The 14,510-nt window shown below is 33.3% G+C and carries 17 protein-coding genes; 5 read left to right on the forward strand and 12 right to left on the reverse strand.

The window, feature by feature from the left end:
- Window positions 1-163 precede the first annotated feature (163 nt).
- The 4 genes from J2Z81_RS01245 (at window position 164) to J2Z81_RS01260 (ending at window position 3,688) form a co-directional block, all read left to right on the forward strand.
- Entirely contained in the window at window positions 164-883 is a 720-nt protein-coding gene (locus J2Z81_RS01245; protein WP_226370563.1) for a DUF421 domain-containing protein, read from the forward strand.
- 94 nt (window positions 884-977) lie between these two features.
- The gene (locus J2Z81_RS01250) at window positions 978-1,184 is read left to right on the forward strand and encodes a DUF1657 domain-containing protein (protein ID WP_226370564.1); all 207 of its coding nucleotides are present in this window, start codon (window positions 978-980) and stop codon (window positions 1,182-1,184) included.
- 179 nt (window positions 1,185-1,363) lie between these two features.
- Entirely contained in the window at window positions 1,364-2,284 is a 921-nt protein-coding gene (cysK, locus tag J2Z81_RS01255; RefSeq protein ID WP_226370565.1) for a cysteine synthase A, read from the forward strand.
- A 1,146-nt stretch (window positions 2,285-3,430) separates the two neighbouring features.
- Window positions 3,431-3,688: an acylphosphatase gene (locus J2Z81_RS01260; protein WP_226370566.1), complete on the forward strand. Its 258-nt coding sequence runs from the start codon at window positions 3,431-3,433 to the stop codon at window positions 3,686-3,688.
- A gap of 51 nt (window positions 3,689-3,739) precedes the next feature.
- Here the strand turns inward: J2Z81_RS01260 and J2Z81_RS01265 are convergent, their stop codons facing one another.
- Complete coding sequence (locus J2Z81_RS01265) at window positions 3,740-3,979, reverse strand: indolepyruvate ferredoxin oxidoreductase subunit alpha (RefSeq protein ID WP_029271182.1); 240 nt, start codon at window positions 3,977-3,979, stop codon at window positions 3,740-3,742.
- A 245-nt stretch (window positions 3,980-4,224) separates the two neighbouring features.
- Here J2Z81_RS01265 and J2Z81_RS01270 point away from each other — a divergent pair, with 245 nt between their 5' ends.
- Complete coding sequence (locus J2Z81_RS01270; RefSeq protein ID WP_029271184.1) at window positions 4,225-5,415, forward strand: M14 family metallopeptidase; 1,191 nt, start codon at window positions 4,225-4,227, stop codon at window positions 5,413-5,415.
- 38 nt (window positions 5,416-5,453) lie between these two features.
- On the opposite strand, the gene J2Z81_RS01275 is transcribed toward J2Z81_RS01270, so the two are convergent.
- From J2Z81_RS01275 to J2Z81_RS01325, 11 genes are all read right to left on the reverse strand, one after another.
- Window positions 5,454-5,669, reverse strand: coding sequence for a DUF6501 family protein (locus J2Z81_RS01275; protein WP_029271186.1), 216 nt, complete (start codon window positions 5,667-5,669; stop codon window positions 5,454-5,456).
- A 47-nt stretch (window positions 5,670-5,716) separates the two neighbouring features.
- Window positions 5,717-6,676, reverse strand: a complete 960-nt coding sequence (gene msrB / locus J2Z81_RS01280) for a peptide-methionine (R)-S-oxide reductase MsrB (RefSeq protein ID WP_226370567.1) — start codon at window positions 6,674-6,676, stop codon at window positions 5,717-5,719.
- An 85-nt stretch (window positions 6,677-6,761) separates the two neighbouring features.
- Window positions 6,762-7,214, reverse strand: a complete 453-nt coding sequence (gene vrrA / locus J2Z81_RS01285; RefSeq protein WP_051681522.1) for a VrrA/YqfQ family protein — start codon at window positions 7,212-7,214, stop codon at window positions 6,762-6,764.
- A 201-nt stretch (window positions 7,215-7,415) separates the two neighbouring features.
- Entirely contained in the window at window positions 7,416-10,547 is a 3,132-nt protein-coding gene (locus tag J2Z81_RS01290; RefSeq protein ID WP_226370568.1) for an AAA family ATPase, read from the reverse strand.
- Between the two features lies 1 nt (window position 10,548).
- On the reverse strand, window positions 10,549-11,700 hold the full coding sequence (locus tag J2Z81_RS01295; RefSeq protein ID WP_226370569.1) for an exonuclease SbcCD subunit D: 1,152 nt from the start codon (window positions 11,698-11,700) through the stop codon (window positions 10,549-10,551).
- 72 nt (window positions 11,701-11,772) lie between these two features.
- Window positions 11,773-11,991 (reverse strand): YozE family protein, encoded by a 219-nt coding sequence (locus tag J2Z81_RS01300; protein WP_029271194.1) that lies wholly within the window; start codon window positions 11,989-11,991, stop codon window positions 11,773-11,775.
- 14 nt (window positions 11,992-12,005) lie between these two features.
- Entirely contained in the window at window positions 12,006-12,767 is a 762-nt protein-coding gene (gene tatC, locus J2Z81_RS01305; protein ID WP_029271196.1) for a twin-arginine translocase subunit TatC, read from the reverse strand.
- A gap of 81 nt (window positions 12,768-12,848) precedes the next feature.
- Window positions 12,849-13,028, reverse strand: a complete 180-nt coding sequence (gene tatA, locus J2Z81_RS01310; protein WP_029271198.1) for a twin-arginine translocase TatA/TatE family subunit — start codon at window positions 13,026-13,028, stop codon at window positions 12,849-12,851.
- Between the two features lie 18 nt (window positions 13,029-13,046).
- Window positions 13,047-13,253, reverse strand: coding sequence for a twin-arginine translocase TatA/TatE family subunit (locus tag J2Z81_RS01315; protein ID WP_029271200.1), 207 nt, complete (start codon window positions 13,251-13,253; stop codon window positions 13,047-13,049).
- Between the two features lie 154 nt (window positions 13,254-13,407).
- Entirely contained in the window at window positions 13,408-13,986 is a 579-nt protein-coding gene (mobA, locus tag J2Z81_RS01320; protein WP_029271202.1) for a molybdenum cofactor guanylyltransferase, read from the reverse strand.
- 19 nt (window positions 13,987-14,005) lie between these two features.
- Complete coding sequence (locus J2Z81_RS01325) at window positions 14,006-14,494, reverse strand: dihydrofolate reductase (protein WP_226370570.1); 489 nt, start codon at window positions 14,492-14,494, stop codon at window positions 14,006-14,008.
- Between the last annotated feature and the right edge of the window lie 16 nt (window positions 14,495-14,510).

Raw genomic sequence — 14,510 nt, forward strand, 5'->3', positions numbered from 1 at the left:
TGCTCCAATTATAGGGGCATCACTTTTTTTGATTAAATCAGACAGCAATCAGATGCAAAATGAAATAAACATTTGGTTTAGCAGGGAAGAGAAAGTGGTGAAGAATCCTTTTTTCATGATTTTATTAAAATGGTCCATACTATAAATGTGAGGTGATGACATCGTGATTTTTCAATATTTATGGGCGCCAGTGGTCATCTTGTTAGTGGGGTACATATTATTACAGATTACCGGAAAAAAGTTCCTTGCTCAGATGACTAGTTTCGATTTATTAATTATTTTTGTTTTAGGCACAATTATAGCAGAGCCGATTGTTTCACATAGGTTGGACGTAGCTGCTTATTTTGCGGTTATTATTGCAATTGTGTATATTGCCTTTTCCATCTTAGTATTAAACAATAATAAATTTAAAAATATGTTAAAAACTACACCAACCGTTTTGATTAGGAATGGAGATATTGAGGAACAAGGATTACGCAAAGTCAAACTTACTATTAATGAATTGTTAGCACATCTCAGGCAAAAAGGTTACATGAGTCCATCAAACATTGTGCTTGCATTAATGGAAGAGAATGGCAAAATCAGCATTATACCGATGGCTGATCATCGCCCGATTCGTCCGAGTGATTTAAATATGTCCCCAAGCCCTACATTTATGCCTATTCCTATCATTATGGACGGGGAAATCATTAATCATAATCTTAAATATATACAAAAGGATTTAGAATGGCTTACAAATCAATTGAAAGCTTATAATATATCGATGGATAGTTTGGATAAAGTAACTTTAGCAACTTTAAATCAAAAAGGTTTTCTTGATGTGGATCAGAATTTCAAAGACAGAAAACAGGGGATTGATCATAACCTTGTTGATGATCAGTAACTACATCAAGAAACCATATTTTTAGTTTTTTCCAGTTAAAAGTTCAAATATAAAAATCAAAATAGGAAAATATAAGAGAGGGAGGTGATGGAGAATGACAGTAGGTACTCAAATGCAACAAACAATTGCAAACTGTGAAAGTGTTCTTGCAAGCCTAAAAGGCTTTGCTTTGGAAACGCAAGATCAAAATGCAAAGCAAATGTTCCAGAATATGACTACACAACAACAAACTGTTCTTGATAACCTAAATGCACGACTGCAATATATTCAATCAGAAGAACCGCAATTTAAACAACAATAGTACTCAATAAACAAACGAAGCATCTTTTTAATTTAAAAAGATGCTTCGTTTGTTTATTTCCCAAATTAGATTAAAAAACATATTATACAAATAGGTTGTTTTTCATAAGGAATAAATGTATTATTTACAGTAAATTACTAGGAATTATTAATATTATTTTGGAAAGGTTGGTATCCCGCATGAAGGTTGTGCAAAATATGACAGAATTAGTTGGTGAGACACCGATTGTAAGGTTAAATGAAATTGTACCTGATCATGCTGCAGAGGTTTTTGTGAAATTGGAATTTTATAATCCGAGTAAAAGTGTCAAAGACAGAGCTGCATATAATATGATTAAAGTAGCAGAAGAAGAAGGTATACTTACACCAGGAGATACTATTATTGAACCAACTAGCGGAAATACGGGAATTGGTTTAGCAATGACTGCAGCAGCTTGTGGTTATGAAGCTATTTTGGTAATGCCTGATAATAGCACAATGGAAAGAAGAAATATTTTACAGGCATATGGAGCTAAAGTAGTTTTAACCCCAAGTGAAGAAAAAATGCCAGGAGCAATAAAAAAAGCTAAAGAAATGCAACAGGAGATTCCGAGCAGTTTTATTCCTCAGCAATTTGAAAATCAAGCTAATCCCAATATTCATCGCTTCACAACCGCTAACGAAATTATTGAACAAATGAAAGGTGAGTTAGATGCTTTTGTTGCAACCTCTGGAACTGGCGGTACAATTACAGGAACAGGAGAAGTATTAAAGAAAAAAATACCAAAATTGCATATTACTGTCGTCGAGCCAAAAGGATCACCGGTTCTCTCAGGCGGTAAACCTGGAAAACATAAGCTCGTTGGAACGAGCCCTGGATTCATACCAGACATTTTAAATACTTCTGTCTATGATGAAATTATACAAATAGAGGATGAAGATGCAGTCGATATGTATAAAAAAGTTGCACGTAAAGAAGGGGTTTTTGTTGGTCTGTCAGGAGCGTCTGCTATATTTGCAGCGATTGAAGTAGCTAAACGTATTGGAAAAGGTAAAAAAGTATTATGTATTGCACCTGATACTGGAGAACGTTATTTGAGCATGAATTTATTTGATGAATAATATAAAATTGCCCACATTAAACATTAAGTGGGCAAAACTCTTATTTACTGTTTTTTATAATTTCTCTTTTAACTTCCCAATAATAAACTTGCGGAAGTCCAAGGTGTATCCAATAATCATGTAACAAAGACGCTCCAATAAATATAACCATTTGCCAATCAACGTTTTTCACTGAATCATCCTTTTTATTATTAAGTGTATTTATGTACATACTTGTTTTAGTACTTAAACGCATGAACTATTTTAGTACTAAACATGAATGGGATTCGAACTCCATTACAGGTACACGATTATAGTAAATGTAGCGCTCTGAGAGAACGATTGGACGATTTGAAAGAGTTTTGAGACGATAAAGGAATATAAAATAGGAGAAAATTTAAAACAACTGATTAAGGAATGATTGAAGTGGATCGTAAATTAGTGAAACAACAAATCAATAAATGTCCGATTGGTGAATGAAATAGGTGGAGAAAACATGCTGTAAAATGCCTGAATTATTTTTTAAAGTACAGGGATGAATTTGAGATACAGGAATGTAACTTTGTGATCTCACATATTGACAAAAGATTAAAAGAAATTGAAGGAGAAATCAAATAAACATAGAGGTAAAGGGAATGGAGAGGAAGCGATTTTACTGAAACCTTTTACTTTCTTTATCCGAGTTTACATAATATATATTATAGGAAGTTAAAGAGATATTCATCTCAGATTAAAGTATACTTGTGATAGTGAGATATTTTAGAAAAAAAGGTTTCGATTTGTATGCTTTTAATTATTTGCTGTTTTTGATTTATTATAATTTAAATATTTTTCTACCGTAAGCTAATTGCCATTTCGCATTCATAAATAAGACCTCAAATGTTGATTAAGTCATCGATTTATATGTTTCTATTTATTTTGGAATGTGATCTAATTCACATTATTATTTATTATTGATGAATGCTCAATTTCATTTTTCGTTTAATATTTTGTCAATCTCTTCAATTCACCCTATATCATATTTCTCCATTAACTGGTCTCTTCGGTCGCTTACTTTGTTATAAGCTCTTCTTTTTTCTCTTAATTTTATTTTTGCAATAAGCATAATATCAAGTTCATCTTTTTTTCGTTGGCTAAAAGCATATACGTCTTAACTTGTGCGTGGATATGGTAATTAGTGGACGGGTTCAAGGAGTTGGTTTTCGATATGCTACTCAACAGAAGGCAATAGAATATGGTTTAGATGGCTGGGTTCAAAATAACTTCGAGGGTACAGTTGAGTTAGAAATTGAAGGGACAGAAGAAAAGCTTTATGCTTTTATCGATGAAATGAAATCCGGATTTAATCCAGTTATTCGCATAGATCATATCGAAAAGCAAATAAACGAGGAAGCTAAAGGTTATAAACGCTTTTCTATTAAATAATCATTATAAATCAAGCCACTACCTTTCTAAAATAAAAGTAGTGGCTTTGTTTTATTGTTCTTCAAAAAACTTCCTATTTAAAGCAATATATTCAGTTTCTTCAGCAGGTACCTCATCTTCCATGAAGATAGCTTCAACAGGACATACTGCTTCACATGCTCCGCAATCGATACAAATATCAGGATCTATGTAAAACATGTCTTCTCCTTCTTCTATACAATCAACAGGACAAACTTCTACACATTCGCCTGACTTTTCATCTTTACAAGGTGATGTAATTACAAATGCCAAGTAAATCTCCTCCCTTTCTTAACTATCGTGATGTAATTTATACCATGTCATGGAATGAATTTATATCCTATTATAACGCATTCACATCCAGAAATGAAAGATTTTATATTAATTTTAATACTATACTATATTCCACACTTAGGCAAGACCGTTACCAAAACCGTCATAAGTGTTATTTGATTTATTCTTTTTTTGGAGTTTAGAACATACTATTTACTACTCAGTTTATTATAAGGAGGAAATTCATGGAGGTTTTAGTTCGATTAAATGATACTTTGAGGTATTACAGTCAATTGTTTGACATTCCGTTGCTATTGATCGAAAAGTCGAATCCGCAAATAGCCTCAAATCAATTAAAATCAGGCGATTCCATTCAAATTCCAGGATATGTATTAAATAAATATACAGTTAATAGAAACGATACATTACGTGAAATCGCCGTCCAGCACAACCTTTCTCTCGATTGCTTACAATTAATTAATCAATTAACAAATACAAACGATTTAAAAAAAGACCAAACGATTTACTTACCGAAACGTGTAAACGACTTTATTATTTCCGATATTGATCATTATACGTATGATAAAATGCAAAATGATCTAAAACAACTTCAACAATTATATCCTTTTATTTTTACTCAAACGATCGGATATTCTGTAATGGGAAAAAAACTTGTTGAAGTACAAATAGGAAGTGGAGATAAAAAAACGCATTTAAATGGCTCGTTTCATGCCAATGAATGGATAACAACATCTGTGATTATGAAATTTGTAAATGAATATGCTTTATCTCTTACTAATAATAAGCAAGTAAAGGGAATTTCTACGCTCCCCTTATTTCAGGATACGACGCTTTCTCTTGTCCCAATGGTCAATCCAGATGGAGTTAATCTTGTATTAAAAGGTTCGTCCGAAAGTGGTAAATACAAGAAAGAAGTATTAGCGATGAATAAGCAAAGTGAGAATTTTTCAAACTGGAAGGCAAATATAAGAGGTGTTGATTTAAATAAACAATATCCGGCGAATTGGGGAATGGAAGCAAAGCGTAAGCCTGCCTCACCGGCACCGAGAGATTTTCCTGGAATAAAGCCATTAACCGAACCTGAGGCAATTACCATGGCAAACCTGGCTAAGGAAAGAAATTTTGCTAGAATAAATGCATTTCATACACAGGGAGAAGAAATTTACTGGGGATTCAAGGGATTTGAACCATCTATATCTAAACGTATTGCAGGTGAATATGCACGTGTGAGTGGTTATAAACCTATAGGTGAATTAGACAATTATGCTGGTTATAAAGATTGGTTTGTAAAAAAATTTCAAAAACCCGGATTTACTATTGAATTGGGTAAAGGCGTGAACCCTTTACCCATTAAGCAATTTTCGGCTATTTATGAAAGGAATGTAGGAATTATGCTAGCGAATTTATACCTTTAAATAAATCTTATTGTTATATTAAAAAATAACAGGATAAATCACCTGTTATTTTTTAATTCCTTAAAATAGTCTTTAAGGTATCCACCTATTCGTTTGCTATTGTCTATAATAAAATAAAATTCATCTGTTTCATTTTTTACATCATATATTTTTCCGGGGGTTAATTTATTGTGTACGATAAATCGTTTTGCATCTGTGTGCACACATTCTATTTGTTTTATTGTTTCTGTGTTCTCCCAATTTAAATGGATCATGTTTATCTCCTTTTTTGTAGTTTACATAATATAATTATCGAAAATAATCAATCAAATAGATATAAATAGTTCTTATAGCCTTCTTCTGCCATTTTTTCTTTAGGGATAAAACGCATGGCTGCAGAATTCATACAATAGCGCAAGCCCCCCCGATCAACTGGTCCATCATTAAAAACATGACCAAGATGTGAATCGGATCTCCTGCTTCTGACTTCTGTACGAATCATACCATGGCTGGAATCTGTCTTTTCCGTTAGCTGGTATTTATCCACGGGTTTAGTAAAGCTTGGCCATCCACAATTTGCGTCAAATTTATCTTTGGAAGTGAATAAAACTTCTCCTGATATAATATCTACATAAATACCTTCTTCCTCGTTATCCCAATACTCATTGTGAAAAGGCTTTTCCGTACCGTTTTCTTGGGTTACGTGATATTGTATTGGTGTTAGTTGCTCTTTTAAATTTGCTTTATTAAATTTTGGTTGCCAATTATTTTTGAGGAAATCTTCCCGCCCGGATCCTTTTTTATATAAACGATAATGAAATGACTGTTTCTTATAATAATCTTGATGAGCTTCTTCAGCTTTGTAAAATGGTTTGGCAGGAAGAATTTTTGTTGCAATTGGATTTTTAAACTTACCACTTTTTTCCAATTTTTGTTTTGATTCTTCTGCAATCCGTTTTTGTTCTTCATTATGATAAAAAATAACTGTTTGGTAGGACTCTCCTCTATCATGAAACTGTCCACCTGGATCTGTGGGGTCGATTTGCTGCCAGAATGTATTGACCAATTCTTGATAAGGCATTGTTTTTGGATCAAAGGTAATTTGAACTGCTTCAACGTGTCCTGTCGTATTTGAACAAACTTGCTCATATGTTGGATTTTCTATTTCACCTCCTGTATATCCAGAGATGACTTCTACCACACCTGGACGCTCATCGAATGGTTCTACCATACACCAAAAACATCCACCAGCAAAAGTTGCCAATTCATGATTATTTGCCATGTTCTTTACCTCCAGTACTGTATTCTTTACTGTCTATTTTTCAGGTTATAGTTGGAAAAATCAAGTGGTGTGACTTACGATTGTTTTAAATAAATAATTTGGGTGTTGATTCACCACTTATACGTTTTTGTTGATTTGGGTACCCCTTCTCTTTTCGATATGTTGTTTGATCGTTTGTAACCTTATTACTGCTCTCCATGATTTCTTTATTATCTTCAAGGCTCTCAAGACTTTCTGCTTCAATACTTTCAGAATCTTCAACCTCTTTAAAAGCTTTTAACATTCTATACATGGCAGGAAGGTTTTTGACCATTGGCCCGTATTGTTGAACAATTGGAGCTGTTGATTGTACGACACCTAACACTTGCTGTACATTATTTAATGTTTTTGATAAGCCGCCTACTCCTTTTTGCATTAATGGCTGCATTTTGTTTTGTATATGATTCCTATTTGGCATTCTATTTAAACCGGGATTCGGTGGTATCGTATGAATAGCATTAGAGTGATAGTTTCTTGGACCTTGCATTGGATAAACCATAAGATCCTCCTTTCAAAAAGTAATGCTCTAGATAGCTTACGTTTATTAATTGAAAAGAGTGTAGGCTAAGGACATCTCTTCAATATTTCCCGGGCAACCGCAGAAATATACAAGAAACCAAGCTTTTTTCCACCTTTTTCAATATTATAACGAAATTTATCGAACAAGGCTTTCGTCTCTCCTTCTCCTGTTCAATCCGGTTTAACTTTGACCGAATGAAAAGGCAAGCTTTGATCCTTTATGAGAAGGAGTTATTTGTAATTTTGCATGGATTTCATTTTTTAAATATGGAACATGAGAAATAATTCCAAGTAATCGATTGCTGTCTTGTAAACTTTTCAAACAATCAATCGCCTGTTGTAAGGAGACTTCGTCTAATGTTCCAAACCCCTCATCAATAAATAATGTGTCCAACTGAACTCCGCCTGAATGACTTTGTACAACATCCGCAAGACCTAAAGCAAGACTTAGAGCAGCTTTAAATCCTTCACCTCCGGATAATGTTTTAACAGACCGCTTAAGCCCTGTATGGTGATCAAACACTTCAAGATCTAACCCACTTTGAGCCCCCCTCTTGGCAACCTGTCCACTGCGCATTAGCTGATATCTGTTTTCAGTCATTTGGTTTAATCGAATATTTGCCTGTAATAGAATTTCATCTAAGAATGAGGCTAATACATAACGTTCAAACGAAAGTTTTAAAGAATTATTTCCATGAGCTAATTCGGCTAACTCACCGATCATATAGTATTCCTCTTCTAATTCCTTTTGATGCTTTAATTCTCGATTAATATGTTTAAGAATACTCTCATCATTGGTCAGCTTTAATTTCAAGGCATAGAGATGGTCATTGATCGTCTGTAATTGGTTTTGTTTCGTATCAACTAATTCCGATAGTTGGTGCAGATCGGGGCGTGTCATATTGTTGGTTTGAAGCAATAATTCTTGTAAACGAAGATTAATTTGCTTCATTCTGTGCTCAAAACGCTGTATTTCTTCCTCGATAACCGATTGTTTCTCAAGAGGCATTTTTGATTTCTGATAGGCTTCGGCTGATGCAAATCCTTTAGCTTTCATAGTATCATTAAATTGCAGTTGTTGGGATTCATAATTCGTTTTTTTGTTTTTTTCAAATAAGACCAGCTGATCAACAATCGTAGTTTCTTTTTGTAATAATTCATAAGTTGCTTGGTATTTTTGTTTGGTTTCCTCCCAGCGCTTTACCATATGGTCCAATTGGTTCTCTTTATCTGCTATTTGTTGCTTAAAACGTTTAACATCATTGATATCCTGAGGAAGTTGCTTTGCTAATACGTCTAATTGTGTATTTAATTTTATAGCATCATCATTTGCCCTTTGATACTTATTAACGTATTGATCAAACGTTTGTTTAAGATCCCCTATCCGTTGTCTATACTGCATTTTTTGAGTTTTCAATGTTTGAATTCGCTCTAAATCCTGTGTGAGTTTTTTAAGGTTTATTTCATGACTGATGATAGAATTTTGAAGCTGTTTGATTAAATGGCTAATGGATTCTTGGTCAAGACTTGGCAGTGTATCTTCAAGTTCCTTATAAAGCTTATTAACCGTTGCGCGTTGACTTTGCCCTTTTGACTTACAATCACTAAAATTTTGGTGTAATGCTAAAAATGATTGCTCTTCATCTTGAAGTTTTTGCTTTAGTTGTTTTATATTTATTTGAATTGATTGATGTTCTTGTTCTGCTTTATTAGGATGTTCCATAGAACCGCAGACAGGACAAGGAGATCCATATTCTAAATGTTGTGCTATATATGCCGCATAATGGAGCTTTTGTTGGTCTTCAGCCTTTTCATACGCTTCTTTAAGCTGATTTACTATTTCTTGTTTTTCGATATATTGTTTTTTAAGTATTTGATAATTATTGCGCAACTCATTTAAGTACTGATTTTCTTTAAAGAGGTCTGTCAGCTTTTTGACCTTATCTTTGATTTTTTCCAGTACATCTTTTTCTTGATAATAGTCCTTAGTTAGATCTTGCTCTTCACCAAGCTTCTGCTCGATGCCCTCTAGTTTTTTTTCAGTTTCTTGAAGTTTTTTTTCAGCATTATCCATTTGTTTTTTGTCTTTTTCTTTTATGTTCGTAGCTTGTATTGCTTTATCTTGCAATTCCAGGTAATGATTAACTTGGTCTAATTGTTGTTTCATATTGTTGATAGCTTCTTTTAATTTCTCTCGTTTATCGCTAAGGGATTCTTCCTCTTCATGGTGTTTTCGAATATTTTCAAAATCAAGGTTTATTTGAGTTATTTTTTCTTGTTGTTTTTGTAATTCATTTTGTTGTTCGATCCATTCCTTCTTTCTTGCTCTCATTTGTTCTTCAAAAGGAATAATTTCCTGTGCTCGTTTTGCAGATTGAAGTTGTTCTTTCATTTGTTCTATTGAGTCTAATTGATCACTTAATGCCGTCTTATCTTTTTTTAGTTGTTCCTGCTCCTTAAATTTTTCTTCAACTATTCTACCTTCATTGAGTTGATTTTGAGCATTTATCAGTGCTTGTTCCTGGGTGGATTTTTGTTTTTCTTCATCTGCAATTTTTTCCTTTGTAAGACGGATTTCTTCGCGTAATTTTTCTATGATAAAATGAATAGAATTGTTTTCTAAAGAGTGCTCTTCCTCCCTATTTGAATGATACTCCCAGTTTATTTTAGCTATTTCGTGTTGAATATTATAATCTAAATGATTGATTTTCTCTTTTAATTCTTTTGATTCTAACTTTAATTCTTCTGTTATTTTTTCATAAAAATACGTATGAAAGATTTTTTGTAAAATCGATTCTCTTTCTTTGCTGTTTTCAGAGATTAACTTACGAAATTCCCCTTGAGGGATGAGCACCATTTTACAAAATTGTTCATAATCAAACCCTAATTTTGTTTCGATTGTTTCATTGACTTCTTTGATTCTGGCAGTGATCAGTTCCTTTTTGCCATCTATCATTTCGTACAGTGTTGCTTTTGCTGGTTCATCTGTATATCCATCGCCACGTTCTTTCTTTTTTAGCTGTCTTGGCTGTCTGATAATCTCATATTCTTGATTATGGAGTGAAAAGCGATACTTTACTTTGGTTGGATCATCAACACTAGCGAAATGGCTGCGCAAGGAATCTTGATCACGGTCAGATCCACTCGCCCGTCCATAAAGAGCATAGCATATCGCATCAAATATTGTTGTTTTGCCCGCACCGGTGGGCCCTGTAATAAGAAAAATGGATTCTTCTCCAAGCTCATCAAAATGAATCGTTTGTTTTTCCAAATATGGTCCAAAAGCTGTTAACTCTAAAGTAATCGCTCGCATGTTATTCCCCTCTTTCTCTTTCTAGAACTTTTGAAATGACATGGTTTATTTGTTGAATTTTTTCTTCGGAAATTGTTACACCTTTTATTTCCTCATAAAAGGAAGAAAATAATTCTGTATGTGACTGTGATTGCCTTTTTTGGATTTTCTGTAAATCTAGTAAACTAGTTTTTGAAGATAATCCTTTTCTTTCTAAGCGTAAAATATTTGGAAAAACGCTTCTTAACTTATTCATTGGATCAATGATTTCCCCAGTATCCAGCAAACGTATATGCAAAAAATCCATATGATTATCAATAGGGTGTTCCAGTAATTCCTCAAAATATCCTTCGATCACTTTCATGTCGTGTTTTGGTATTAGAGGAATCATTTCTAGCTGGCAGTTACCTTTTTTATCAAGATCAATCATTGTTACAGATTTTTTGTGGTTTGCTTCAGAAAAAGAGTATTTTAATATAGAGCCGCTATAACGTATTACATCGCTTTTAACACGCTGGGCTTGATGTAAATGCCCCATTGCTACATAAGTAAAGTCATAAAATAAAGATGCATCGATATAAGGTGTACCACCAATCATTGATAAACGTTCTTCAGACTCTGACTCCATCCCTCCAGCTAAGAATGCATGTCCAACAAAAATATGACGCTCATTCATATCATTATTTTCTTTAATATAACCTATTATTTTCTCCATTGCAGATTGATGGGAATGAATAGATTCATCTTGAAATAATACCCGAGCTTCAGAAGGTTCGATATATGGAATCAGATGAAAATAAACGGGGCCATATTCATCGTTAAGTATAATTGGCTGTAGATCTGGACGGAGTTTTGTTTCGATATATAGATTCTGCGTCCGAAAGAGCTGATTTCCAAACTCTAATCGATCAGGACTATCATGGTTACCAGCAATTGCAAGTACTGGTGTTTTTAATTCTGTTATTAATGATGTCAATATATGGTTTAAAAGTTCCACTGCTTCTTTTGGCGGAACAGCTCTATCGTATAAATCACCAGCAATAATGACTGCATCTGGTTTTTCATTTTTCACAATTTGTAAAAATTGAGTTAAAATAAATTCTTGTTCCCCTGTCATATGAACATTATTGACGATTTTGCCTAAATGCCAGTCAGCGGTATGTAATATCTTCATTTGTCTCCTCCTTGTTCCCTTATTCTAACATGGTTCAATTAAATAAAAGGCCCTGGAAATTTCCAGAGCCTTTTAATCTTCATTTGATAAATAAATATCCCACAATTCATCAAAGACGGTAAGTGCATTTGTAAAGGGGCTGTTCCACTCCAAATAATTGCTGACTTCATTATAATTCGTAGCATGTTTTGGAAAATTTTGATCCAAATAAACCCAGTCTGCCAGCCGGCTCTGATCGTCTGGCTGGACCTTGCCGCGATAAGTTAATAAAAATTGATAAAATGATCTCATAAAAATCCCCCTATTTATTGAAATTCATCGTTTTCCATAAATTCTTTATGTTTTCGCTGTTTTTTACGGTAAACGATAGCGGATAAATAAATACTAATTTCATAGAGAATAAATAATGGGATTGCTACGACAATTTGTAAAATAACATCTGGCGGAGTTACAACGGCTCCAATAATAACTAAAATAAAATAAGCATACTTTCTTGTTTTTTTCATGAAATCTGGTGTGATAATTCCTAAACTTGTTAAAAACATAGCAATGATAGGAATTTCAAATAGAACTGCAAATGGTAATGTGATCCGTATTAAAAACCTAAAGTATTTATCAACCGTAAATAATTCATTAAACATTCCATCATTCAGCGAAAGCAAGAATGGAAGAATAAGTTCAATAAAAATAAAATAACCAAAAGCTAGACCACCTATAAATAAAAAGAAAATAGCAGGTATATAAGATAAAGAAGCTTTTCTTTCGGTTGGTGTCAATCCAGGCTTTATAAATAACCATATCTGTAAGCTAAGAATAGGAAGTGTCCCAACAATAGCAATTAAACCAGCCATGGTGAAATAGACCCAAATTATATCTCCGGGACTTGTTACATTTAATTCAAATTCCAAATCATTGACGAAAAATCCATATATATCTTTTACAAAGACGAACCCAATAATAAATAGAAGGACAAAAAGAATAGCCGTTATAATAAGCCGGTTTCTTAATTCTGATATATGACCAGTTACATGCATTTCTTTCTCTTGATCAATTTTGCGAGCAGCCATTATTTTATACTCCCTTACAGTAGATATAAGCGAAAAAGAAGGTGTAAGGTAAATGCCCTTACACCTTCGGAAAATAAAATATTAGTTGTTATCTTTATTATTTGTTTTATCATCACCGACAATATCATTTGTAGCTTTTTTAAATTCCTTTAATGAGCTTCCAAATGCTTTTCCGATTTCTGGTAATTTCGCCGGGCCGAATATTATTAAGGCAAGAATAAGTATTAATATTAACCCGGGGATTCCGATATTGCTAAACATAATTATCACTCCGCAATATTATTTATTTTCTTCCCCTTTAACGATGTTTTTTGCATCTTTTATTTCATCGGTGACATCACTGGTTAAATCATGTGCTGATTTCTTAAATTCACGTAATGTTTGTCCAGCTGCTTTACCAATCTCAGGCAGCTTTTTGGGACCAAAAATAACCAAAGCAATAACTAAGATTAATATTAAACCTGGAAAACCTATATTAGTAAACATATGACACCTTCTTTATAAGATATATTTATTATAATACATTTGGTGAAAATATACATCAGAACATTGAAAAGGACATAAAATGTTCTTAAATTTAGTGTATGTATTTCGGCAAAATCTACACTTAGTTTAACATGTTTTTAGTCCATTTAACAACTTATACTTGTGTTGCTTTTTCATATTCTGCTGGACTATTCATATTAAAAAAATGCTTTTGTAATAATTCCTCAGGAAGAGTTCCGAAGTCACTTACATAATTCACCCTTATATCATCAAAGAAACCTTTTACTTTCAAGTTGTTTTTTTCTAGATGTGCTTGGATAACTGGTAAAGCCCTTCTTGTATAAATACCAGAGAGCGGATGCATGTGATTATTATAAATAGGAACAACAGCATCATCATGATCCAGCTGATTTAATAAAAAGTGATAAATGTCCTTGCTTATGAATGGCATATCACAAGCGGCAATTATATAAGCGTTGGCATCGATATGGTATAAAGCTGTCTCTAGTCCAGCTAAAGGTCCTTTATCGATATACCTGTCACTGCATAGCTTTACACCTAAAAATTCGTATAATGAAGGTTCATTTGCAACGATCATGACGTTATCACTACAATGTTGGAGCTCTTCTAGAATATGTTTAATGACAGGCTTATGATTAATTTCTAAAAGTGATTTATTTGTACCCATTCTTGAGGATTTCCCCCCTGAGAGTATAACCCCGCAAACTTCCATATTATCTCCTCACTATATTTTATTTACGGTCATATTGTAAAAAATAATAATCATACGGGTTTTTTTCATTTTTTTCGCCTTTTTCTTTTATACTTAATTTCCATTCTTCCTCTTTAAAATCGGGAAAATAAGTATCACCATTAAACGACTCATCAATCCATGTAATATACATTCGATCTGCAAATGGGAGCGCTTGTTTAAAAATATTACCCCCTCCGATAATAAAAAATTCCGTATTTGGATTTTCTTCATTCCATTGCAATACAGTTTTTAAGTCATTTATTACCTCAATACCTTCTGGGAATTGATATTGCTTACGTGTGAGCACAATATTTCTGCGATTTGGTAAAACTTTACCGATCGAATCATACGTTCTCCTTCCCATAATCACATTATGGCCTGTTGTTTTTTCTTTAAAAAATCTAAGATCTTTTGGTAAGTGCCATGGCATACCATTTTCAAACCCAATTACATGATTGCGATCCATAGCAACAAGCAATGAAATCATCTTCTAGACCTCCTTC

The organism is Virgibacillus alimentarius (genome assembly GCF_017874635.1).
Classification (GTDB): Bacteria; Bacillota; Bacilli; order Bacillales; family Amphibacillaceae; genus Virgibacillus_B; species Virgibacillus_B alimentarius.